Origin of the sequence: Corallococcus sp. NCSPR001 (genome assembly GCF_017309135.1) — a bacterium.
GTDB lineage: Bacteria > Myxococcota > Myxococcia > Myxococcales > Myxococcaceae > Corallococcus.
On the sequence record NZ_JAFIMS010000001.1, the window covers coordinates 21,941 to 45,354 of the forward strand.

Sequence of the window (23,414 nt, forward strand, 5' to 3'; positions counted from 1 at the left end):
CTCCCGCGAAAGGACGCCTGGCCGGGATTTGTTTCATCCCCCTTGTTTCAAATGAAAGGCGCGGGTGACGACACCGTCACCCGCGCCTTCTTGTTTCCAGCGGTGAGGTGCCTCAGGCGGCGCGGTCGTGCGCCGCGGGCCCGTCCACGGGGAGCGAGGCGTGCGGCCCCTGCGCGCGGGGCTGCTTCTTGCGGAAGGACAGCTTCTCCATCGCCGCGAACACCACCGGCACCACCAGCAGCGTGAGGAAGGTGGAGGTGATGACGCCGCCGATGACGGAGATGGCCATGGGGGCGCGGAACTCGGAGCCGATGCCCGTGCCCACGGCGGTGGGCACCATGCCAATGGCCATGGCCGCGCTCGTCATGAGGATGGGGCGCAGGCGGCGGGGGCCGGCCTTGAGCAGGGCCTCGTCCACGGAGTCGCCTTCACGCAGGTGCTGGAGCGCGCCGTCGATGAGGAGGATGGCGTTCTTGGTGACCAGGCCCATCAGCAGGATGACGCCAATCATCGCGCCCATGCTGACGTGGTAGTTCGTGACGACGAGCCCCAAGAGCGCACCCACGAGCGCCAGCGGCAGCGACACCATGATGGTGAAGGGGTGCTTGAAGGACTCGAACTGGCTGGCGAGCACCATATAGATGAAGACGAAGGCCAGCAGGAACGCGATGCCGAACGCGTCGTTCTGCTCATCCAGGCTCTTCATCTGGCCGTCGTAGACGATGGCGTAGCCGGGCGGCAGCGGCTTCTCCGCGATGGCGGCCTTCAACTTCGTGGCCACGTCACCCAGCGCGGCGCCCTTGGCCAGCTGGGACACGACGGCCACCTGGCGCTCGCGGTTCTCGTGCTCGATGACGCTGGGGCCGTCCTTGAGCGACACCTCCGCCACGTCCGTCACCTGGTGCAGGCCCTTGGGCGTGGAGATCATCAACTGGCGCACGCGCTCCGGCGTGGCGCGGTCCTCCTCGCGCAGGCGCACGCGGATGTCCGTCTCGTCCGTGCCCTCGCGCAGCTTGGCCGTCACGTCACCGTCGATGGCCAGCCGCAGCTGCGAGGCGAGCGCCCCGGCGGACAGGTCCATGTCCGCGGCGCGCGCGCGGTCGATTTGAATCTGCAGCTCCGGCTTGGCCGGGTTGGAGTCCACGCGCACGTCGGAGGTGCCCAAGGTGCGCAGGATGCTGGCCACGCGCTCGGCCTCCTCGTTGACGCGCTTCAGGTCCGGGCCCACCACGCGCACCATGATGGGGAACCAGTCCCCCAGGCCTTCGATGGACGGCGGGTCCGACAGGGTGATGGCGGTGGAGACCAGGTTGGGCACCAGCAGCGCGCGGGCCTCCTCCTTGATGACGGGGATGCTCTTCGTGCGCTGGTCCTTGCCCACGGTGAGCACGCGCAGGCGCGCCTTGTAGACGTCTCCGTTGGGACCGACGGTCGTGTAGATGTCCGTGACCTCCGGAATCTTCTTGAGCAGCACCTCCGCCTCCGCGGCGCGCTCCGTCGTTTGAGCCAGGCTGGAGGAGTCCGGCAGTTGCAGCTCGACGATGAGCTGCGAGCGGTCCTCCGCGCTCATGAACTCCACGCCCAGGCGGCTGGCGGCGCCGAAGGACAGGAACAGCGCCAGCACGGTGAGGCCGGCGGTGGTCCACTTGTGGCGCAGCACCCAGCCCAGGATGCGGGCGTAGGTGGACTCCGTGGCCTCCAGGAAGCGGCGCAGCGCGCGGAAGACGGCGGGTTCGTTCCGCTGCGCCCCCGGCGTGTGCGCCTTGGCGAAGCGCGCGGACAGCATGGGGTCCAGCGTGAAGGAGATGAACAGCGAGATGAGCACCGCCACGGAGATGGTGATGCCGAACTGCTTGAAGAACTGGCCCACGATGCCGGGCATGAAGGCCACGGGGATGAACACCGCCACCAGGGCCAGCGTCGTCGCGAGCACCGCCAGACCCACGTCCTTGGTGCCGTGGTACGCGGCGCTCATCGGGTCCTCGCCCTGCTCCAGCCGGTGGGTGATGGCCTCACGCACCACCACCGCGTCGTCGATGAGCAGACCGATGGCCAACGACAGTGACAGGAGCGTCATCTGGTTGAGCGAGTAACCCAACACATACATCACGAAGAACGTGCCGATGACGGACGTAGGCAGCGCGAGCGCGGAGATGAACGTGCCGCGCGGGTCCAAGAGGAACATCAGGATGATGAGGACCGCCATCAGGCCGCCGAAGATGAGGGCGATCCACACCTCGTGGGTGTTGGCGCGGATGAGGTCCGACTGGTCGATGAGCAGCGTGGCCTGGAAGCCCTGCCCCACCACCGGCGTCATGTCCGCGAGCGTCTTCTTCACCGCGTCGCTGACGCTCACGGTGTTGGAGCCCGGCTGCTTCACGATCTCCAGCACCACGGCGTCGCGGGCGTTGAGGCGCGCGGTGGTGCGGCGCTCGGCGACGCCGTCCGTGACGGTGGCGACCTCCTCCAGGCGCACCTGCGCGCCGGTGGTGCTGCGGGCGATGGGCAGCTTCTTCAACTCCTCCACGGTGCGGAACTCGCCCATGGCGCGCACGGTCAGCTCGTTGGGCCCCAACTGCAGACGGCCCGCGGGCAGGTTGAGGTTCTCCATGGCGATGCGCTGGGACACCTGCGACGGCGCGATGCCCACCGCGCGGGCCTTGTCCAAATCAATGTCGACCTGGACTTCACGCGTGTCGCCGCCGGTGATGCGCACCTCCGCCACGCCGGCCAGCTGCGCGAGCGCGGGCTTGATGCGGTCATCCAACAGCTTGCGCAGCGCCTGGGACTTCATGTCCGCGGAGATGGCGTAGGTGAGGATGGGCGCGGCGGACAGGTCCACGCGGCTGACGATGGGCGCGTCCGCGTCCGTGGGCAGCTTGTTGACCGCCTGGCCCACCTTGTCGCGCACGTCCTGCACGGCGGTGTCCAGGGCGGTGCCCAGCGTGAAGGACACCACCACGGTGCCCACGTTCTCACGGCTGAAGGAGTGGATTTTATCCACGCCGCTGATGCCGGCGACCGCGTCCTCCAGGGGCTTGATGACCTGGGTCTCGATTTCGCCCGGTCCCGCGCCCTTGTAGAGGGTGTTGACCACGACCACGGGGAAGCTGACGTCCGGGTAGAGGTCGGTGCCCAGGCGCTTGAGGCCCATCACGCCCAGCACGATGAGCAGCAGGGACACCATGGCCGTGAACACCGGCCGCCGGATGGAAACGTCACTGAGAATCATGGGAAGAGCTCACGCACTCGGCGAAAAGGGGCGGCTTGCGGCTACTTCACGGAGACGCGGGTGCCGGGGGTCAGCGAGGGCGTGGGGTAGTCCACCACCTGCTGGAGGACGGCGGCGGCGCGCACCACCACCTCGCGGTCGCGGCGCTCCAACACCTGCACGTCCACGCGCTGGAGGGCGCCGTCGCTGACGACGAGGACGTGGTCCCCGTTGGAGGAGGACAGCGCCGTCGTGGGCAGCAGCTGCGCTTCCTGCGTCTCGCCCAGCTTCAGCATGGCGCGCGCCAGGGTGTGGGCCACGAAGCGGCCGTCCGCGTTGGGCACGGCGATCTCCACCGGGATGCGGCGGGTGGTGGGGTCCGCGGAGGGCAGGATGGTGCGCACCACGGCCTCGTCGGTGGACGCGCCGTTGCCCAGCGCCGCCACGCGCACCTTCGTGCCGGGCTTGAGCAGCGCGCGCGCCCCTTCCGCCACGGTGGTGCGGAAGATGAGCGTGTCCAGCTGCTCCAGCGTGAACAGGGGCGAGCCCGGCCCCACCGTGGCGCCCGTCTGGTCCGGGGACTCGATCAGCGTGCCCGCGAAGGGCGCCTTCAGGTCGTGCCGGCGGCGCGACGCGCGGGCCTGCGCCAGCTGCGCCTTCGCGGCCATCACCTGCGCCTGGGCCTGCGCGGCGGCGGCCACGGCGTTCTTGTGCTGCTGGTCGCTGACGCCACCGCCGGTGCTGAGCTTTTCCGTGCGCTCGGCCGCGTCCTTCGCCATGGAGGCGGCGGCCTCCGCGGCGGCGACGGCGGCCTCCGCGCCGGCCACCTGCGCGTCCGCGATTTCGGAGTTGAGCTGGGCGAGCGTGTCGCCCTTCTTCACGGCCTGGCCCTTGTGGATGCGCACCGCCTCCAGGCGGCCGCCCACCTCGAAGCCGACCTGGAGGCCCTGGGCGGGGTACAGCGTGCCCGTCACCTCCTCCGACTGCGAGGCCTGCACGCCGCGCGCGGAGACGACCTTCACGGCCGGCGCCGGCTTCTCCTGGCCCGCGGCCGCGGCGGGCGCCGAGGACGCGGCATCCGCCTTGTCGCAACCGGAGAGCGAGAGCGCGGCGGCCATCCCCAGGGCGGTGAGGGCGCGGGAGGCGGAGGGCTTCGTGGACGGTTTCACGGGCGTTTCCTTGGCGGGCGGTGCGGGTGGTCCGCGCGGGCGTGGCACCGGCGCGTGGAAGGCGGTGAAGAGGGACGCGCGACGGCGGCGGGCGTCGCGGGCACGGCCTCGCGGGGCAGCGAGCCTTCGTGCATCAGACGCTGGAGGCCCACGGCCCAGGCGGCCAGGTCCGGCTTCTGCGTCAGCCGGCCCATGCGCCGGGCCAAGAGCAGGTAGGTGCCCACGACGAAGGAGCCGAAGAGGCTGGGGTCCACGTCCGGGGTGTCCGGCTGCTGGCCGCGCAGGTGGTGGAACTCCCGGGCGATGCGCTCCACCTCGCGGTCCACCACGTCCCACATGACGGACTCGAAGGCGGTGCCCTGGCTGCCCACGATGAGCGCGGTGACCAGCTCCCGCTGCTCCCACATGAGCTCCAGCATCTCCACGTCCAGCGCGGCCTCCACGCGCAGGAAGTCGACATAGCGCTCCGAGCGCGCGGCCACGTCCCCGGGGCCCGGCAGCCCGCCGTGGTCCGCGCGGAAGCGCTCCATGCAGGACATGCGCTTCGTGGCCAGCACCTCCAGCGCCTCCAGGAAGCCCTCCACCAGCGCCGCGAAGAGGGCCTCCTTCGAGGGGAAGTGCAGGTAGAAGGCGCCCTTGGACAGGCCGCTGGCGGCGGTGATGTCGCTGATGCGCGCGCCCTTCACGCCCCGCTTCGCGAACTCCACCCGCGCGGACGCGATGAGCGCGCTGCGGGCTTTGGGGTCGGCGTGGCGGGGCATGGCGGACGCATTCCTAACCCGCCGGTCAGAAATAAAACAGTCGTTGCTGAACGCCGGGTCAGGAATCCGAGGGGCGTGTCGGCGGAGGGCGCAGGAGGGCGGAGCAGAGCGGACACCCGGGCGGGGCGTGGGGGGCGTCCCGGCGGTGCAGGTCCAGGATGGCGCGGGACACCTCCGCCAGTTCGCGGCGCACCTCGCGGCGGGCGCCCTTCACGCGGGCGATGCGCATGTCGTCGTAGCTGGTGGTCTGGTGGCGCATCCAGGCGATGACGGCGGCCTCCGCGCGCCTTTCAATGGGGATGCGCTCCGTGCGGGCCACGGTGCCGCTGCCCACGGGGGTGGCGTGGCCTGCGACCATCACGGCCAGGCGCTTGGCGTGGGGGAGCCACGCGGGGCTGAAGGCGAGGAAGCGCAGGACGGCGTTGGCGAAGTCGACCTCGTACTCGGCCTGCTCCTTCGCGCGGCGCTCGCGGCCCTGGGCCAGCTTCTTCGCGTAGGCGGGGGTGGCGCGCTCGTCCTCCAGGGCGGCCTTGGCGTGGACGATGTGGGCCTCCGGCGCCCACACGCCCCGGGAGAAGAGCTTGCGGCCCACCTTCTCCACCACGGTCCAGGAGGGGCCGGCGGCCTTCACGCGGCGGGTGAGGCCGGCGTCGCCGGGGGGGAGGAGGGCCCAGCCGTCAGGGACGGTGAGCAGGCGGCCGTCCTGGGCTTTCACTCGGCGGGGGTCGGCCGTGGGGCCGACCGTCAGGGAATCAGGCATGGGGGCGGGTCCGAAAGGGCCGGCTGCATAGCACGCCCCCTCGCACCCTGGTAAATGCCCCGGGAACGCGCGCGCGCAGGCAGACTCCGCGCGTGCGAGGAGGCCACTCTCGACGTGGGAAGCGCTGGCATGTCCCTACTGAGGCTCACCTTCCTCGGCACCTCCGCCGCGCAGCCCACGCTGCATCGCGGCCTCTCCGGCCTGGCGGTGAAGGCGCACGCGGACCTGCTCCTGTTCGACTGTGGCGAGGGCACCCAGCGGCAGATGGTGCGCTTCGGCACGGGCTTCACCGTGGACGCGGCGTTCTTCACGCACTTCCACGCCGACCACTACCTGGGAATCATCGGGTTCCTGCGCACGCTGGGGATGATGGGCCGCACCGCGCCCATGCACCTGTATGGGCCTCCTCCGGCGCGGCGGCTCTTGCATCAGGCCGTGCACCTGGGGCTGGAGTCGCTGGCCTTCCCGATCGAAATCCACGAACTGAAGGACGGGGACACGGTGCGCCGCAATGGCTACACCGTGCAGGCGGTGGGCGTGGACCACCGCATCCACGCGCTGGGCTACGTGCTGGCGGAGGACAGCCGTCCGGGGCGGTTCCACCTGGAGAAGGCGCGGGAGCTGGGCGTGCCGGAGGGGCCGTCCTTCGGCAAGCTGCAGAAGGGTGAGTCCGTCACGCTGCCGGACGGGCGCGTGGTGAAGCCGGAGGACGTGCTGGGCGAGTCCCGGTCCGGGCGGCGGCTGGTGATTTCCGGAGACACGCGGCCGTGCCCGTCGCTGGTGCAGGCGGCGAAGGACGCGGACCTGCTGGTGCACGAGTCCACCTTCTCCGACGACGAGCAGGCGCGCGCGCTGGAGACGCGGCACTCCACCGCGCGGGAGGCGGCGCAGGTGGCGCGGGACGCGGGGGCGAAGCGGCTCATCCTCACCCACCTGTCCAGCCGCCACGACACCGACCCCGGACGGCTGCTCACGCAGGCGCGTGAGGCGTTCAAGGGGCCGGTGGAGGTGGCCTTCGATGGCCTCACCGTGGAGCTGCCGCTGCGCGACTGACGCGGCGGCAGCCTGGAACGGCGTGACTACTCGATCTTCTTCGCCTCGGCCTTGAGGGCGGAGGCGGCGTCCGGGTCCACCTTCTGGAGCAGCTCCCACTCCAGCTCGGAGTCGCGCCGCATCTGGGAGGCGCCCGCGCCCACCGAGGACTCCCCCGTCTCCTTGGCGCGGCCGTCGGTGCTGTCGGCGGCCCGGGACTCGGAGCGGTCCTGGCGGCGGAACTCCACGGCGCACTGGCCGGGCCCGCGCTCGAAGCCGCGAATCAGGTAGCGCGCGTAGGAGGTGCCCAGCGAGGAGGGCGCGCTGGTCATCAGCCACTCCGTCGTGGTCTCGAAGCCGGTCTGGGTGTTCGTCACGGAGAAGCCCTTCTCCTTGATCAGGGCCAGGGCCTCCGGCCACACCTCCGCGATGGGCTTGCGGTAGACGTGCCCCATGGCCTTGTCCTCCAGGTACGACTGCTGGCGGCGCGCGGCGCAGCCGCTGCTGAAGGCGAGGGCGAGGACGGACACCACGAACAGCGCCGAGGCGCGGGACGATTTCGAGGGATTCATTGCTCCGGACTCCATGAAAGAGAAGGCGGTTGCGGAATTTCGCCCGGGGCGGGCCTGGAAGCCAAGTCCGGGCCCTTCCGGGAGAGGGTCACCTCCATCAGGCAACCTTCATTTGGCATAGAGCCCGGCCGCCTTCCGGTGATGCGTCCGGCGCCGCACATCCGTGAGCACGAGGCCGTCCGGGGGGCCGGTGGCGGGGTCATGCTGGTGGGCGGACATGATTCCCATCAGCGACGACAACCCGACCCTGCGCACCCCAGTGATGACGTACCTCCTGCTCGCGGCCATCGGCCTCACCTGGGTGTTCTTCCAGGGCGCGGGCTTCAACATGGTGCGGCTGGCCACCAGCATCTGCGAGCTGGGCCTGGTGCCCGGGGAGCTCACCGGCCGCGCGCCGCTGGGGCAGGCGGTGCCGCTGGGGGACGGGCTCGCGTGCGTGGTGGACAACGAGGCCATCAACCGCCTCACGCCGCTCACGTCCATGTTCCTGCACGGCAGTTGGGGGCACATCCTGGGCAACGTGCTGTTCTTCTGGGTCTTCGGAAACAACATCGAGGACAGCATGGGGCGCCTGCGCTTCCTCGTCTTCTACCTGGTGTGCGGGCTGGTGGCGGCGGCGGCGCACGTGGCGGTGGACCCCACGTCGCCGGTGCCCACGGTGGGCGCGTCCGGCGCCATCGCGGGGGTGCTGGGCGCGTACCTGGTGCTCTACCCGCGCGTGCGCGTGAACATGCTGTTCATCATCTTCATCCTCATCCGCGTCTTCCCCATCCCCGCGTGGGCCGTGCTGGTGTGGTGGTTCGTGCTCCAGGTCATCACCGGCCTGCCGCAGTTGATGACGCTGAGGCCGGAGGTGTCCGGCGGCGTCGCCGTGTGGGCGCACATCGGCGGGTTCGTGGCGGGCATGGTGCTGATCAAGCTCTTCGAGAACCCCCGCTACACATCCCAGCGCACGACCTGGCGGCACCGGATGCACCCGAACCACCCCTGAGGCGAGCGGGCGGACAGGCCCCCGCCGGCCCGGGATGCGGATGCGGAGGAGCGCCCCGAGATTGAGGGCAAGTGTTCTTCGCGCCGTGAGGAGGCGGGCATGGGGGCGGACCAGAAGTCGGAAGGGCTCTGCGTGGACGCGCCGCCGTCGCGCAAGCGGGTGCTCATCCTGGGAGGCGGCTTCGCCGGCATGTACGCGGCGCTGCACCTGGAGCGGCAGCTGGGGAAGCGGGACGACGTGGAGGTGACGCTCGTCAGCCGTGACAACTTCTTCCTCTTCACGCCCATGCTCCACGAGGTGGCGGCGAGCGACCTGAACGCGACCGCCATCGTCATCTCGCTGCGCAAGCTGTTGCCGCGCCTGACGTTCGTGGAGGGCGACGTCAGCGGGCTGGACCTGGAGTCGAAGCGGGTCACGGTGGCGCACGGCGGGCTGGACGGCCACAGCCACACGCTGGAGTACGACTACATGGTGATGGCCATGGGCTCGGAGACGAACTTCTTCGGCAAGCCGGGCCCACGCGACTACACGCTGACCATGAAGACGCTGGGCGACGCGATGCTCCTGCGCAACTGCCTGGTGGACCGGCTGGAGGAGGCGGACACGGACTGCGTCACCACGGGCGCGCGCAACGCCATCGTCACCTTCGTGGTGGTGGGCGGCGGCTTCGCCGGCGTGGAGACGGCGGGCGCCATCAACGACTTCATCCATGGCGCCCTGCCCTTCTATCCCAACATCCAGCACGCCAACGTGCGCGTGATGCTGGTGCACGGCGGCAAGGAGGTGCTGCCGGAGCTGGGCGAGGACCTGGGCGCGTACACGCGCAAGAAGCTCATCGAGCACGGCATCGAGGTGCGCACCGGCGTCCACGTGAAGGACGTGACGGCGGCGGGCGTGGAGCTGCCGGACGGCACGGTGGTGCCCACCAAGACGGTGGTGTGGACCGCGGGCGTCACGCCGCCGTCCCTGCTGTCGACGCTGCCGTGCGAGAAGGAGCGCGGGCGGCTCAAGGTGAACGAGCGCATGGAGGTGCCCGGCTTCCCGGGCGTGTGGGCGCTGGGCGACTGCGCGTCGGTGCCGGACATCACCAACGGAGGCAAGCCCTGTCCTCCCACCGCGCAGCACGCGCTCCGCCAGGGCGTGGCGGTGGCGCGCAACGTGTGCGCGGCGCTGAAGGGCCGGCCGGGGAAGGTGTTCCGCTACAAGATGCTGGGGCAGCTGGCCACGATTGGCCAGCGCTCGGGCGTGGCGCGCATCCTGGGGCTGAAGTTCTCCGGCACCTTCGCGTGGGTGCTCTGGCGCACCATCTACCTGTTCAAGCTGCCCAGGCTGGAGACGAAGGTGCGCGTGGCCATGGGCTGGACGCTGGACCTGCTCTTCCGCAAGGACGTGGTGCAGGTCATCGGTCCGCGGGAGTTGGATCAGCTCACGCTGCCGGCCCTGCCGCTCAACAGCCGCCAGCAGGTGCGCCAGGTGCAGGCGCTGCACCCGCGCTCGCAGCACTGAGTGGCGCCTGGCTCTCAAGGGCTTGGAACGCGGTTTCAGCTGCTGGAAAGAGCCCAGCTGCGTGAGCAATCGCGATGGTAACGTGCCCATCCGGGAGGTCACGCACCATTGCTCCAACCCTTGAGATTGGCTCTTCCCCTGGCGCTTACGCTCGCGTGGGGAACATCCGCGCAGGCCCAGCCGACCGAGAGGACGCGCGTTGAGCGTCAGCGCTCCGTGCCCCTCGCCAGCACGCCCGCGGAGCCGCTGCCCGTCGTCCGCGTTGCGCGGGACACCATGACACTGCTGTTCTTTCCCTCGCCGATCCAGAAGAAGACCCTGACCTTCGACGAGTCACGGATCCGCGTCCTGGATACCGGCGAGCGCTCCGTCATCATCCAGCCCGTGGCCAACCTTGGCGATGGCGAGCGTCAGGAACTCGGCGTCTTCTTCGAAGATGGCCGAGCACCCGCCCGGGCCGCCTTCAGGCTCGTCACCGACCCTGCCGAAGTGGACTCGCGGATCGACGTTCAGCGTCCGGCGCCACCGAACGAACCCTGCCAACCCACCGCGCAAGCCCCGGCGCCGAAGCCGGAAGACTTCGTGCGGCTCGGCTACCTGGACGACAAGGGCATCTCAACGTCCAGAAGAAAGGGCTCGCTGGAGGCGATGCAGGGTCTTTCCTTTGAATCGCTCGTGGCCTTTCGAGGCACGACATGGATTCTGGCGGACGTGACGATCTCGAACAGCCTTGAGCAGCCCGCATGGACACCCCGAGAGGCGACATTCGTAGGGATGAGCGGTACGCCCCTGCGAGCGCGGCTCGTCGCAATGAAGCCGGGACCGATTCCGCCTGGGGAGGCCAGGCACTTCCTGGCGGCCGTGGAAGTGACAGCCACGGACGCAAACCTTGTCTTCACCCTGGAGGTGCTCGGGGAGGAGGGACGTCGACTCACGATTCCGGGCGTGCGCTTTCCGCGGCCCGCCGCAGGGGATGCCCGATGAACGCGGCAATGATCAAGCTGCCTCCGGGTTCGTTCATTGATGGATGGCAGGTGGCCAAGGAACTCGGAGACGGAGGCTTCGCGTTCGTCTTCCTGGGCGAAAAGAACGGCAGGCAACGCGCCATCAAGGTGGCCCAGCACCGGGAGTCCAGCGGCGACCTCAAGCAGACCCATGCGCGGACGCTGCGGGAGTTGACGGCGCTGCTCATGCTGGACCATCCGAACATCGTCCGGCCGCAAGGGCATGGCGTCGCGGAGAGCGGCAACCTGTACCTCGCGCTCGACTACGTGGAGGGCTGGACGCTCGCGGAGTGGGCCGAACGCAAGCACCCGACGGTCCGCGAAGTCCTCGGCGTCTTCGAGAAGCTCACCGGTGCGCTGGCATACATGCACGGCCGGGGCATCCTGCATCGGGACCTGAAGCTGTCCAACGTGCTCATCCGCCAGAACGACGGCGAGCCTGTCCTCATCGATTTCAGCTGCGCGACCTACACCCTCGCGGAAGACCTGACGGACGGGGGCCTCCCTCCGGGCACAGACCGCTACCGCGCGCCCGAGCAGTTCAAGTTCCTGCGCGAACACAAGGACGAGCGGCGGGCCCGCTACGCCTTCCAGGTCGCCGACGAAATCTTCGCGGTCGGCGTCATGCTCCATGAGCTGCTGACGGACCCGCGACCCACGGAGTTCCGTCCGCGCTTCGACTTGAACAATGCGGCCATGCCTCCACCGTCGCCCCGCCTGGCGAATGCGCGAGTCCCCGAGGAACTGAGCGACCTCGTTGAGAGCATCCTGGCCCGAGACCCCAGGAAGCGTCCGGTCGACACCGAGGCGCTGCGCCGTGAACTGGCCGAGCTCCGAGCCGCCCCTTCCTCCGACTACGACGTGCCAGTCCATCCGCCATCGGAGCAGCGCCATGGCGGGCCGCGCCCGGAGACGCCGGCGAGGCCCACCCCTCTCCCATCGCTCAAGCGGCACGTCGCCCGGGCTGAGCGCAACCCAGGCCAGGGCCAATGGCGTGCGCTCCTCGCCGGCATCGTCGCGATTGTCCTCGCCGCGCTCGTCTGGAATTTCGCCGGGGGTTCTGCCGGGCCTCACGTCGCCGCGGGCCCGCGCCCTCCCGTCACTCTCCACTCCGCACCGTCCGAGACAATCCCTCCTGCTATGTCCATCCCCAGCCCCTCACGCGTGACCGCCCCGGGGCCGTCAATCGCCGTTGCTCCGAAGGAAGGATCCGCCTTGAAGACCCGCGCCCCCGAAGTCCCAACCCAAGGACACCCCCCCCGCATGCCGAAGAAGGCCATCGCCGCCATGGAGTGCGCGTCGTTGTCGCTCGTCGCGGCGCTGGCGGCGGGTTGTCCGGGAGCTCAAATCCGGCCCGAGTCCTTCAGCTGCCCGGACGGGGCGAAAGAAGCAATGGAGAAGCAGCTCCATTGGCAGTGGAACCAGACCTTCCTCATCCAACTCGACGACCGCCAGAAGGGGGATGCGAATGTGTGGTTCACCGCTGGCTCGGAAGTGGTGGGAGTGGCCCCGACAGGCGTCGGAGATGACCGGCAGGAGGCGGTCGCCCCTGCTGGAACACGCTTCTACGGCAAGGCGTACTATCTCTCCGACAAGATGGGGCGTGCGGATGGGCCCGCGCTCGTCGTGCGGTATGACCGCGTGAGACTGCCGGGGCAGGCCGATTATCCAATTTGCTTCGTCGTTGAGGGGGCAGTCGCTGAGTTCAAGGATGGCAAGGTGAAGGCGCGCAATCGGGGAGTGGGGCACGTTGTGTTCCGCTGGCCCTGAGGGGGGTCGAGAGGACGCGGCGGGGAGGTGTTCCCCCCTCCAGTTCAGCCCCACTGAGCCACGCTGTCAGACGAGCGGCGGAAGGTGGTGCAGCAGCCGCTCCAGGTCCGGCTGGAGCTCGTCCGGCGTGGCGGCGGCCAGTTCCTCGTGGGCGTTCAGCGGGCGGATGGGCCGGCACGTCATACGCAGAGGAACGCTCCGCCATGTCCTGAATCGGGTCAAGGCGCTGCACGTCCGCCAATCTCGGGGAACCGCTCGTAGGTCCGCTTGAGCGTGTCCAGGTGGGCGGGGTTGTCCAGGTCGAGCGGCGCATCGGTGAGCTGCACGATCCAGCCGCCCGATGCCGTGCGCCGAGCCCGTGAAAGCAGTTCGGCGTCACGGGTCGGTTCCGGGAACCCGATGGCCCGCGCGGCAGCGGCAGACCAATAGTTCAGCCACCCGAGGAACCAGGGGATCTCAGGCGCGGTGAGCTTTTCTGGCAGGCTGATCATGGGAAGCCCACGGGGTGCCAACTCGGGCCCATGAGGCGATCGGCGAAACTGCGGCGCGACTTCCGAACCGTAGCCATACGGCGACGCATGTCCCCAGAACGAGCACGCCCCCTCAGACATGCCCTCAAGCAAAGCCGCCGCTGCCGCGAGCACGGCCTCATCCAGTGGCAGTTCCGCATGCACTTCAGACAGGGACTGACCGCCTGGGCTGAGGAGTCCAGGTCTTCCCCTCCCGTTCACCGTCACGGGGTAACGCGCGTCCCCGTTGCACAGCAGAGGGAATCTCCCGTCCTGCGTCCTTTCCGCGAGCCATGCGTCGCGCTGCGACAATACGGTGGGTCGCACTCCCTTGCCGACTTCCCACTCCAGTCGCAGGCCGGGAAGCGCCTTCTCCATCCCATGGACGACGGCGAGCGTGCGGCCATCCCTGCTGACAAGCGGAGGCGCATAAACAATGAGGGAGAGGGCTTTACGCCTGGTCATCGTTCGCACCCCGTGACGACGACATCCAGAGAGAAGTCCACTTCGATAAGCGCGTCCTTGTGCTCCTGGGTGCTCACCCCAATGACGAAGTCATATCCACATGCCGCAGCAGCAGCTCGCTCCTTTTGTATTTGCTCCAACTCCCTCTCAATCTCCCGCCGCCGGATGAAGCCAGGGTACGTGTCGAATCGATGGGTCTTGATCTCCCACAGCTTGCGCACGCCAACTTGCAGCGCATCGAAGCGCACTCCGCCAACGAGCACGTCCATCCCGGGGTAACGGTTGGGTGGGAACTTGTCGGCACATTCATTATGTGGGTCGTCCTCGCCCGCATGGGGCACCGGAACAGGTTCACAGCTGGCGCGTCCCGTCCGGCCCACGGGCACGGGCGGCACCGGGGGCTGCCAGTCCTGCCCCCCTGGCTCGGGCTTCAGCCTGGGCTTGCGTTGCGCTTCGGTTTCCCGGGAGGCCACCTTCGTTCCTCGTGAGGCTCCTGCTTCCTCAGGGGAGGCATGGCGGAACTCATAGGCATCAATCGCTTCCTTGATGGCGACACCGACCACCACCACGCCAAGCGCGATCACGGCGCCCACGGCAATCTCAGGGGCCGCCAGCACGCAGAACCCAAGTCCCACGGTCGCGGCATCCGCTGAGGCGACCGAGCACCTTCCCGTGGTGTCGTGGAACTCCACTCGGTCACGGTCGAGGGTCCGATAGCACTTCTCCACCAACGCGGGCCAAGGCTGTGCGGCCTCGCGGACGACGCACCGTCCCCCATCCGTCCACGGCAGCTTCGCTGCTCGCTGGAGGTTGGCAAGCTTCGGGTTCTGGACCGTCAGCTCATTCCGGCTCGGCGCAGGAGTGGCACACGCCGAGAGAAAGAGCACCAGTGCGATACAGGCGTGGAGGCGCCTCATGGTCACGTCCTTTCAATCAAGCGGGATGCTGGGGGGCCAAGGGTCGCCTGACTCCAGCCACGCTGTCAGACGAGCGGCGGCAGGTGGTGCAGCAGCCGCTCCAGGTCCGGCTGGAGCTCGTCCGGCGAGGCGGTGGCCAGCTCCTCCTGGGCGTGCGTGCCCCAGGTGACGGCGTACGTCTTGAGGCCCGCGGCCTGGCCCGCGCGCAGGTCCAGCGTGGTGTCGCCCACCATCCACAGGCCGCCGGTGTCCAGCGCCTTCAGGGCGTGGTGGATGACGTCCGGCGCGGGCTTGTGCGGGAAGCCGTCCGTGCCCTGCACGTGGTGCAGCAGGCCGCCCAGCCCCATCGCGTCCACGAAGCGCCGCGCCATGTCGCCGCGCTTGGTGGTGGCGACGGCGAGCAGGTAGCCCCGTTCGCGCAGCGTGCGCAGGACGCGCTCCACGCCGGGGAAGGGCCGGGAGCGCCGGTGGAAGTTGAGCGGGTAGTGCTCGCGGTAGGCCACGCAGAGCGTGGTGGCGTGCTCGGGCGCGAAGCGCGTGTACATGGCCTCCAGCGGCTGACCAATGAGCGCTCTCACCTCCGCGACGGAGGGCGCGGGCAGGCCGTGGTGCGTGAAGCCGTGGAGGAAGCTGTCGATGATGTCCGGCAGCGAATCCACCAGCGTGCCGTCCAGGTCGAAACAGATGCCGCGAGGGGTCACAGTGCTCACGCGCTGTTCCATACGCCCTTTCACGCGGCGCGTGCACGGATTGTGCGTCGCGGCGCGGCCCGGTCCACGCCTGGCGTGCAGGCATCCCAGACTGGCCGTCGCGCGGGGCGTGCGTCAGAGTGCCGCGCGCGATGTCCCGGGACCTTCCTGCCCGGGCAAACGGTCATGGCGGGTGCGCGGATGATGCGAGGACGTCTCGGTTGGATGCTGGGGGCGCTGGTCCTGTGTGCGGGCACGGGTTGCTCGCGGCGCGTGCCGGAGGGAACGCCCGCGGAGCAGGTGGTCGCGAACGCGCCCACGGTGTACGTGGCCCAACGCATCCGCACGCTGGATGCCGCGAAGCCAGAGGCCCAGGCGCTCGCCGTGCGGGACGGCAAGGTGCTGGCCGTGGGCACGCGCGAGGAGGTGCTCGCCGCCGCGGGAGCCACCGCGCGCGTGGTGGAACTGGGCGACGCGACGGTGGTCCCCGGCCTCACGGATGCGCACGGCCACCTGGCGGGGCTGGGCCAGGCGCTCGCGGGCGTGCGGCTGGAGAGCACCACGTCGCTGGCGGAGGTGCGCCAGCGGCTGGAGAAGGCCCCGGCCACGGCCTACCAGGGCGACTGGCTGGTCGGTCAGGGGTGGGACCAGAACGACTGGGACACGCCGCGCTTCCCCACCGTCGCGGACATGGGCGAGCACCTGAAGGACACGCCCGTGGCGCTGTGGCGCATCGACGGGCACGCGCTGTGGCTCAACGGCGCGGCGCTCAAGCGCGCGAACATCACCCGCGACACGAAGGACCCGGAGGGCGGCAGCATCCAGCGGTTGCCGGGGGGCGACCCCAGCGGCGTGCTCATCGACAACGCCATGGACCTGGCGCTGAAGGCGCTGCCCCCGCCCACGCAGGAGCAGCACGAGGCGCGCATGAAGGCCGCGCTGGAGCACTGCGCGCGCGTGGGCCTCACCGGCGTGCACGACGCGGGCATGGACCTGCGCACGTTCCGGCTGTTCCAGGCCTGGGACAAGGCGGGCACCCTGCCCCTGCGCGTCTACGCCATGGCGGACGGACAGACGGATGACCGCGTGCAGTACCTGAAGGACGGTCCGTTCCAGGGGAAGCTCCTGACGATGCGCGCGGTGAAGCTCACCCTGGATGGCGCGCTGGGCAGCCGGGGCGCGGCGCTGGGCGCGGCCTACAGCGACGAGCCCGGCCACCGGGGCCTGCTGCTGCTGTCCCCGGAGGAGTACGCCTCGCGCGTGCACGCCTTCGTGGGCAGGGGCTTCCAGGTGGCGACGCACGCGATTGGCGACCGCGCCAACACGCTGCTGCTGGACACGCTGTCGCGGGAGCTGTCGGCCACGGGGGCGAAGGACGCGCGCCCTCGCGTGGAGCACGCGCAGATCATGACGGCCGAGGACATCCAGCGGCTGGGCGCGAACGGCTTCATTGCGAGCGTGCAGCCCACGCACGCCACCAGCGACATGCCCTGGGCGGAGAAGCGCGTGGGCGCGGAGCGCATCCAGAACGCCTACGCGTGGCAGAAGCTGAAGGCCGCGGGCGCCGTGCTGGCGCTGGGCAGCGACTTCCCGGTGGAGCGGCCGGACGTGCTCGCGGGGCTGTACGCGGCGCGCACGCGGCAGGACGCCAGCGGACAGCCGCCGGGCGGGTGGCACCCCGACCAGCGCCTGAGTGGTGAAGAGGCGCTGGAGGGCTTCACGGCGGGCGCGGCGTACGCGTCCTTCGCGGAGGCGCAGCGCGGCCGGCTGAAGCCGGGCATGGACGCGGACTTCGTGGCGCTGTCGGTGGACCCCGTGGACGCGCCCCCGGCGGACCTGCTCACCGGGCAGGTCCGGCTGACGGTGGTGGCGGGCCGCGAGGTGTTCCGCGCGGACTCGAAGTAGCTACAGGTCTGCCTCGTAGGAGAGCGACTCGATGCGCTGGTTCACCTCCGCCTGCAGGCGGGTGCGCTCCTGCTCGAGTCGCTCCAGCTCCCGGCCGATGATCTCCAGCCGGTCCTCCTGCGCGTTGAGCTTGGTGACGAAGCGCTCCACCAGCTCACGCTGGGACGCGCCGCTCTTGAGCGAGTCGATGTTGGAGCGGATCCGCTCCTGGTCCTTGAAGAGCTGGGTGCGCTCCTCGTTGAGGCGCTGGAGGTCCTGGCCGACCTTCGACTGCTTCTCGCGCATGGCCACCACGTCGCGCAGGGCCTGGGCGACGCGCGGGTCGATGTAGCGCGAGTCGAGGAAGAACGTCACCTCCTCCAGCCCCAGGTTGCCCAGGTAGTACTGGCGGTGGCCCTTGGTGCGCTCGGTGATGACGAGCGTGTCGGAGGTGCTCGGGGCCAGCTCGCGCTTGAAGCGCCAGAAGCCGTCCGTGGTCTCCGCGGGGGCGACCGTGTCCTTCAACTCCCAGCCGGTGCGCGGGTGCTCCACGAAGAGCACCTGGGGGCGCTTCGCCTTGTTGCGCGCGAGGATCTTCGTGCGGCGCAGGTGGAAGAACTCCACCACCAGGGTGCCCCGGTTGAGCCGCGCGCGGAACACCGGGCCGTCCTCCTGATCCTCCTCCACGGACACGGCGCAGGACAGCTCGACAGCATAGGGGACGAAGCGCGTGTCGTCGGGCTTGAGCGTGTCGAGCATCGCCTCGCCCACGTAGGTCTCGTCCTCGGTGATGGTGACGGGGCCGCCCTCCAGCGTGAGGCCGGTGGTGTTCTTGAACTCGATGCAGGCCATCGGGTTCTTCTCACGCGTGGCGCGGTTGTAGAGCAGCACGCGGCGGCCCTCGAACGGGCGGTGCAGGATGGGCACGAGCGCGCTCTGGTTGCGGTGCACGGTGACGGGGCGGTCCACGCCGTACTCGAAGAGGTCGCCCACCTCCTTGGTCAGCGTCGTCACGGCGGTGCTCTGCTCCAGCGTCTCGCGCAGGCCGCCGCGTCCGCCGCCAATCATGGGGCCGCCTTTGCTCCGCATCATGCGGGGCGCCGCCGCGGGCGCGGCCATGGAGGGCATGATGGGGGACGCCATGTCCGCGGAGGAGCCGAAGGACTCGTCGTCCGCGGACTCCATCATGGGCTCGGCGGGGGCGCTCTCGTAGGCCTCTTCCGGGATGACGGGCGCGACGCCGGTCTCCGAGCGGACCTCCACGACGGGGCGGCGCAGGTAGCGGGGGTTGTAGAGGTCGTGGACGAAGGACACCGGCAGGCCGGCGATGAGGGACAGCTCCACGTCCACCCAGTCCTCGTCACCGGTGTTGTCCACCATGGCCCAGCCCTGGAGCAGCGGCGGTTGCCCTTCGTCCAGGAGGATGCGGTAGCTGGTCTTCCACACGGGGGACTCCAGCACGTAGCTGACGAACAGTTCGCGCGAGCCCTCTCCGGCGGTGAGGATGGACATCCGCTTGGAGTCCTTCTTGTACGAGGACATGACGGTGGCCAGGTAGAACTCCAGGTCCTTGCGCACGGCCTCATCGAGGAACTCCAGCTCACCCAATTCCAGCACGTCGAAGGTGCGCAGCGACGCGCCGACGAGCAGCGTGAGGAAGGGGCGCACGACGCTGGCTTCCCCCTGGACGACGGGCAGCGACTCCAGGCCGACGATGGCGCCTTCCACCTGCGCGCCGCCGACGCGGGCGCGGACGCGGGCGCCCTTCACCTGGCCGAGCAGCGCGGTGAGGCTGCCGTGTTCGGGGATGCGGATGGTGGCTTCGGAGAGGAGCTGCTCCAGGGGCTTGGTGGAGTCGTAGCTCACGGCGGACACGGAGCCGCCGTTCAGGTCCAGCACGGTCATGGACTTGAGCACGTCGTTCATGTCGCGCGCCTTGAAGTCCAGGTGCGCGGTCTCGCTGCCGGTCACCTTCCCCCGGCGCTCGAAGTAGCCGACGCCGTGCTTGTAGAGGACGACGCGGCGGATGGACAGGGGCGAAGGCATGCGCGGGGCTCCAGGTGCGGTGTGACTGCGGCCCATGGTCTAGCAGCGCCAGGGGACAGGGTTCCACTCCGGGTGGGGGTGGCGACGCTGGCATGCTGCACGGAGCGTCATTTCCGGGAGAGGCATGCGCGGACTGTGCTGGCTGCTCGTAGGGCTGCTCTGGAGCTGTGCGTCGACGTCATCCGCTCCGGCGTTCTCGCCGGAGGCCTTGTGGGCGGAGGCGGGGACTGGAAGTGAATGCGCGGATGGGGACGAGGACCAATGCCTCGCGCCCTGGTGCGTGGATGGGACCTGCGCGCTGTTCCGGTGCGAGGACCTGGAACCAGGCCGCGTGGTGCGCACGCGGAGCGCGCTCGTGCCGCCGGTGTTCGTGGCACCGGGGAGCGGGCCCCAGCGGACGTGGGGCAGTGCCCAGGGGCTACCGGGCGATGCGACACCCGTCATGGTGTTCCGGTGGTATCCGCGCGAGAAGCTGCCCAGCGAGGTGAAGCGGCAGAAGGCGATGGAGGATTGGGCGAAGCGCCCGAAGGAGCGGCACCACATCTTCCCGCAGGCGTTCAAGAACCACTTCGTCACCAAGGGCATCGACATCCATCAGTACGTCATCGCCATCGATGCGGACCTGCATAAACGCATTCATCGTGGAGCGAATGGAGGTCCCTGGAACCAGGATTGGCAAGCCTTCATCGATGGCCAGGGACGGACGGGGAACCAGGAGATGCATTTCGACTACGCGACCCTGATGATTCAGAAGTACGGTCTCTTTGGCTTGACCATGACCTATTGGCAGTTGGTGGACCTCTCGCCCGTTCCGGTGGAGGACTGACGGGTGCGCTACTTCGAGCTGTCCACGCCGCGCGATCTGGACAACGTCCACTGGAGCGGGACCTACCGGGCCACGCGCAAGTGGTGCCTGCCGGGAATCGATTGTCCCCGCTGCACGCCCTGGAGCGGAATGTTGGCCTATCCGTCGGTGGACCTGTCCAACCTGACAGAGAACGACTCGCTGACGAACGGATGGCCCCAGCCTTTGGAGGAGTACGCACGGCGTGCGGCCCTGGTACGTCCATACGTGCCACAGGAGCTTCCTATCGAGCCGGGCTGTAGTTTCGGTCCCCTGGTGGGCACGTCAATGGGCCGGTTTGGTCCTGTCACCGCGAGGCCTTCTTGGGAAGTGCTCGTAAGGGAGGACACGCTAGCGTCAATTCAAGAGGCAGGGCTGAAAGGCATCATCCCGGTCCGGGCGGAGCTGCGAAACCGCCGCACGAAGGAACTGCCGCAGTACGAACTGGAAGCGCGCTCCCTGGTGAAGCTGCACCCCGCGTGCATCCAGGACCGGGACCGGGTGCCCACCTGCGAGTACTGCGGGCGCAATGGCTTCTCGCTCCCACCGGAGCGCTGGCTGCTCGGTGCGTCCATTCCCACGGGCCTCGACCTTTTCGGTGTGGAAGACACGACCCGCATCGTCGTCTCCGAGCGCTTCGTCGACACCGTGAACCGGATGGGCCCCAGTGACGTGGTCTACCGGGAGATCTCCGTGGAGTAGCAAGTCCCCTGGCGCCGAAAGCCAGTCCGTGGCTCAATGGCAGACGGGGGTCTCCGCCAGATGCAACGACAGTCTTTTCGCCAGGGATTCACCGCGTGGGCCATGGGGGCGCTCATCTTGCTCATGGGCTGCGGGACATCCAGGCCGCGGGGCTTCAGCACCGTGACGGAGGTTCCTCCAGGGAGCAGCTCGGACCAAATGCCCACGTCGTGGCAGGACGCGCGCGTGGGGGACCGCGTGGAATATGCCTTCTACGCGGACCGGATCGGTTCGCGACGGGGGACCAGCGCTTCGGCGGGTCAGCTCTTCGTGGAGGTCATCGCGGTCCGCTCCCCCTGGGTCTGGCTCTTCATCCGGGTGACCCGGAATGACCGCCAACCCCATCCGCATCCGTTCCTGAGCCACGGCTTCGTACTGCCCATGCGCATGGGCCAGGCCCCTACGAATCCCCCCGACCCCATCGAGGATGGCAGCACGAGCACCACCCGCCAGTGGGCCTTCGCCGCCGGTCAGCACTGGATCGCCCAAAGGATTGCCCGCGACGACTCTCCAGGGGATGGCCCCACGCAGCACCGGCTCTACGCCAAGACGCCCGGGCCGCTCTATCTCACCAACGGGTTGATCGAGGTGCACTTCAACGCGTTCGGGTTCAGCATGTCCGCCGGCCATTCGCTCGCGCTCGTGTCGTTCCAGCGAGGCTCGGGCACGGTCCAGGGAACCCCTCCCGTCATGGGCAACCCCTGGGGACCGGGCACCTGGTACGAGTTGCTGGAGGGCTCCAGCACCAGCAGCGTCCGTGTGAAGCGTGTCTGCCTGGGCGCGGAACAGGGCTATCTGCTGCGCAAGGTCTGGGAGAAACCTCGGGACGACGTCCGATGCGATGACTTCCAGGGCGCGGAGGTTGTTTCGCTGGAGAATGCGTTGATCAACCTCGTCAACGACTCCGTCTACATTCCCACCTGGCCGCCTCGTGACTACGGAGCCCCGCTCCCCAGGAAGGTGCGGGTCCAACTGGGCCAGGAGTCCGTGGTGGCCTTCTTCGAAGAAGCCCCCGCCAACCGAGGCGAGGGTTCCGACTGGATGCGCTCCAAGAGCTATCCCACGGACCTGTGGAGTCCCGTGCTCCGGGGGCTGCCCATGGAGGCGCGCTTCGACCGGCTCTCGGAAGGGCTCTACCAGCAGTCAGAAGGAGCGCCGCGCAAGTTCTACTCGGACAGCCGGCTCCTGCGCTGGGGCACCTGGCTGGAGGGGGTTCCCGAGCTGTCGACCAGCGCACGTTGAACCCGCGCATGCGGACAGCGCCCACGCGGATCCGCGCGGCGCTCCGTGTATCTAGCGGCCCCATGCGACGCCCCCTCTTCCGCGCTCCCCTCCTGCTGTGCTCCGCCCTCCTCTTGAGCACCGGCTGCGAGAGCATGAAGCCCCGTGCCGTCTCCCCCTCCGACGGCACCACCGCCACCGAACAGCCCGACGCCTCCGCCCCGGCCGAGGCCTCCGTGCTGGACGCTGGCGTTCCCACCACGGACACCTCGCCCTCACCGTGGCAGCGCGCCCGCGTGGGCGACCGCGTGGAGTACGCCTTCTCCGCCCACCGGGGCCGCCCGGGCGCGGACACCGGCGTGGGCGTGGCGGGCCATGTCGTGCTGGAGGTCGTCGCCGTCCAGGCCCCCTGGGCGTGGCTCACCGTCACCTTCACGGATGATCAGGGCAAACCGCTGGCCCACCCTCGCCTCTCCCAGTCCCGCGTGCTGCCCATGCGCATGGAGGAGACGCAGCCCTGGAAGGAAGAACACCGCGGCCAGCGCTCCGCCGAACAGACCACCGCCGCCGGTCGCGCCTGGGACGCCCGCCGCTTCCTGGACGACCGCCGCCCCAGCGACGGCCCCCTCCAGAACCGCCTCTACGCCAATGAGCCCGGCCCGCTGTACCTCACCCACGGCCTGCTCGACGCCAGCACCACGCTCTCCGGCTTCGGCGCCAGCGGCAGCCAGCAGCTCACGCTCGTGTCCTTCCGCCAGGGCTCCGACGCCGAGGGCACCGTGCCCGCGCTCGACCGGCCCTGGGGCCCGGGCACCTGGTACGACGTGCGCCAGGACCTCTCCGGCACGTCCTCCGTGCGCCGCGTCTGCCTGGGCGCCGAGCGCGGCTTCGTCCTTCGCAAGGAGCTGACCGGCCCCACCGGCGACGCCCCCTGCGCCGACTTCCGCGACGCCGAAACACAGCCCCTGGAAGAGGCCCTGCTCGCCGCCGTCAGCGAAGCCGTCAGCCAACCGCAGCAGTGGCCCCCCGTCGCCGCCGGCACCGCGCCGCCGCGCCGGGAGACCTTCACCGTCGCCCAGCACCCCATCCCCGCCTTCGTCCTGGAAGCGCCCGCGGGCGAGGGCGCCGAGCGCCGCGTGCTGGTCACCACCTACGCCGCCGACCCCTGGGGCGCCGCGATGAACGGGCTCGCGGACGAGGCCCGCTTCATCCCGCTCGCCGACGCCGTCTACCGCGTCCCGCCGAAGGGCAAGCGCGTGCCCGAGGACGGCACCGCGCTCGCCGGCTGGGGCAAGTGGGTCATCGACGGCGGCAGGTAGCGC

At 69.6% G+C, this 23,414-nt stretch carries 19 protein-coding genes; 10 read left to right on the forward strand and 9 right to left on the reverse strand.

Annotated features, from left to right (window positions below):
• Positions 1-112 precede the first annotated feature (112 nt).
• Genes JYJ93_RS00115 through JYJ93_RS00130 form a run of 4 tightly spaced genes read right to left on the reverse strand, consistent with a single transcriptional unit; the run spans position 113 to position 5,901 of the window.
• Positions 113-3,232 (reverse strand): efflux RND transporter permease subunit, encoded by a 3,120-nt coding sequence (locus JYJ93_RS00115; RefSeq protein ID WP_206785661.1) that lies wholly within the window; start codon positions 3,230-3,232, stop codon positions 113-115.
• A gap of 41 nt (positions 3,233-3,273) precedes the next feature.
• Entirely contained in the window at positions 3,274-4,380 is a 1,107-nt protein-coding gene (locus JYJ93_RS00120; protein WP_206785662.1) for an efflux RND transporter periplasmic adaptor subunit, read from the reverse strand.
• Positions 4,377-5,141 (reverse strand): TetR/AcrR family transcriptional regulator, encoded by a 765-nt coding sequence (locus JYJ93_RS00125; RefSeq protein ID WP_206785663.1) that lies wholly within the window; start codon positions 5,139-5,141, stop codon positions 4,377-4,379. Before JYJ93_RS00125 ends, JYJ93_RS00120 begins: the two co-directional genes overlap by 4 nt.
• A 58-nt stretch (positions 5,142-5,199) precedes the next feature.
• On the reverse strand, positions 5,200-5,901 hold the full coding sequence (locus JYJ93_RS00130; protein ID WP_206785664.1) for a DUF2293 domain-containing protein: 702 nt from the start codon (positions 5,899-5,901) through the stop codon (positions 5,200-5,202).
• Between the two features lie 129 nt (positions 5,902-6,030).
• Between JYJ93_RS00130 and rnz the strand changes: the two genes are divergently transcribed.
• Positions 6,031-6,954, forward strand: a complete 924-nt coding sequence (gene rnz, locus JYJ93_RS00135) for a ribonuclease Z (RefSeq protein WP_206785665.1) — start codon at positions 6,031-6,033, stop codon at positions 6,952-6,954.
• Between the two features lie 26 nt (positions 6,955-6,980).
• Here rnz and JYJ93_RS00140 read toward each other — a convergent pair whose 3' ends face one another.
• Positions 6,981-7,505, reverse strand: coding sequence for a hypothetical protein (locus tag JYJ93_RS00140; RefSeq protein ID WP_206785666.1), 525 nt, complete (start codon positions 7,503-7,505; stop codon positions 6,981-6,983).
• A 217-nt stretch (positions 7,506-7,722) separates the two neighbouring features.
• Here JYJ93_RS00140 and JYJ93_RS00145 point away from each other — a divergent pair, with 217 nt between their 5' ends.
• The 4 genes from JYJ93_RS00145 to JYJ93_RS00160 all read left to right on the forward strand — a co-directional run bounded on the left by JYJ93_RS00145 (position 7,723) and on the right by JYJ93_RS00160 (position 12,776).
• Positions 7,723-8,496, forward strand: a complete 774-nt coding sequence (locus JYJ93_RS00145; protein ID WP_206785668.1) for a rhomboid family intramembrane serine protease — start codon at positions 7,723-7,725, stop codon at positions 8,494-8,496.
• 99 nt (positions 8,497-8,595) lie between these two features.
• Entirely contained in the window at positions 8,596-10,002 is a 1,407-nt protein-coding gene (locus tag JYJ93_RS00150) for an NAD(P)/FAD-dependent oxidoreductase (RefSeq protein ID WP_206785669.1), read from the forward strand.
• 108 nt (positions 10,003-10,110) lie between these two features.
• On the forward strand, positions 10,111-10,986 hold the full coding sequence (locus JYJ93_RS00155) for a DUF2381 family protein (protein ID WP_206785671.1): 876 nt from the start codon (positions 10,111-10,113) through the stop codon (positions 10,984-10,986).
• Positions 10,983-12,776, forward strand: coding sequence for a serine/threonine-protein kinase (locus JYJ93_RS00160; RefSeq protein ID WP_206785673.1), 1,794 nt, complete (start codon positions 10,983-10,985; stop codon positions 12,774-12,776). Before JYJ93_RS00155 ends, JYJ93_RS00160 begins: the two co-directional genes overlap by 4 nt.
• A 218-nt stretch (positions 12,777-12,994) precedes the next feature.
• Here the strand turns inward: JYJ93_RS00160 and JYJ93_RS00165 are convergent, their stop codons facing one another.
• From JYJ93_RS00165 to JYJ93_RS00175, 3 genes are all read right to left on the reverse strand, one after another.
• Complete coding sequence (locus JYJ93_RS00165) at positions 12,995-13,750, reverse strand: DUF5953 family protein (protein WP_206786078.1); 756 nt, start codon at positions 13,748-13,750, stop codon at positions 12,995-12,997.
• Positions 13,747-14,667, reverse strand: a complete 921-nt coding sequence (locus JYJ93_RS00170; RefSeq protein WP_206785675.1) for a DUF6310 domain-containing protein — start codon at positions 14,665-14,667, stop codon at positions 13,747-13,749. The genes JYJ93_RS00165 and JYJ93_RS00170 overlap by 4 nt, the downstream gene beginning before the upstream one ends.
• 65 nt (positions 14,668-14,732) lie before the next feature.
• Positions 14,733-15,377 (reverse strand): HAD-IA family hydrolase, encoded by a 645-nt coding sequence (locus JYJ93_RS00175; RefSeq protein WP_206785676.1) that lies wholly within the window; start codon positions 15,375-15,377, stop codon positions 14,733-14,735.
• Positions 15,378-15,560: 183 nt separating this feature from the next.
• Here JYJ93_RS00175 and JYJ93_RS00180 point away from each other — a divergent pair, with 183 nt between their 5' ends.
• The gene (locus tag JYJ93_RS00180) at positions 15,561-17,261 is read left to right on the forward strand and encodes an amidohydrolase (RefSeq protein WP_242543576.1); all 1,701 of its coding nucleotides are present in this window, start codon (positions 15,561-15,563) and stop codon (positions 17,259-17,261) included.
• Here JYJ93_RS00180 and JYJ93_RS00185 read toward each other — a convergent pair whose 3' ends face one another.
• Complete coding sequence (locus JYJ93_RS00185) at positions 17,262-19,286, reverse strand: hypothetical protein (RefSeq protein ID WP_206785677.1); 2,025 nt, start codon at positions 19,284-19,286, stop codon at positions 17,262-17,264.
• Positions 19,287-19,410: 124 nt separating this feature from the next.
• Here JYJ93_RS00185 and JYJ93_RS00190 point away from each other — a divergent pair, with 124 nt between their 5' ends.
• The 4 genes from JYJ93_RS00190 (at position 19,411) to JYJ93_RS00205 (ending at position 23,411) form a co-directional block, all read left to right on the forward strand.
• On the forward strand, positions 19,411-20,112 hold the full coding sequence (locus tag JYJ93_RS00190; RefSeq protein ID WP_206785678.1) for a TIGR02269 family lipoprotein: 702 nt from the start codon (positions 19,411-19,413) through the stop codon (positions 20,110-20,112).
• 3 nt (positions 20,113-20,115) lie between these two features.
• A complete protein-coding gene (locus tag JYJ93_RS00195; protein ID WP_206785679.1) occupies positions 20,116-20,832 on the forward strand; it encodes a double-CXXCG motif protein in 717 nt (238 codons plus the stop codon).
• Positions 20,833-20,892: 60 nt separating this feature from the next.
• Complete coding sequence (locus tag JYJ93_RS00200; RefSeq protein ID WP_277989440.1) at positions 20,893-22,113, forward strand: DUF6068 family protein; 1,221 nt, start codon at positions 20,893-20,895, stop codon at positions 22,111-22,113.
• 62 nt (positions 22,114-22,175) lie between these two features.
• A complete protein-coding gene (locus JYJ93_RS00205; RefSeq protein ID WP_206785681.1) occupies positions 22,176-23,411 on the forward strand; it encodes a DUF6068 family protein in 1,236 nt (411 codons plus the stop codon).
• Positions 23,412-23,414 lie beyond the last annotated feature (3 nt).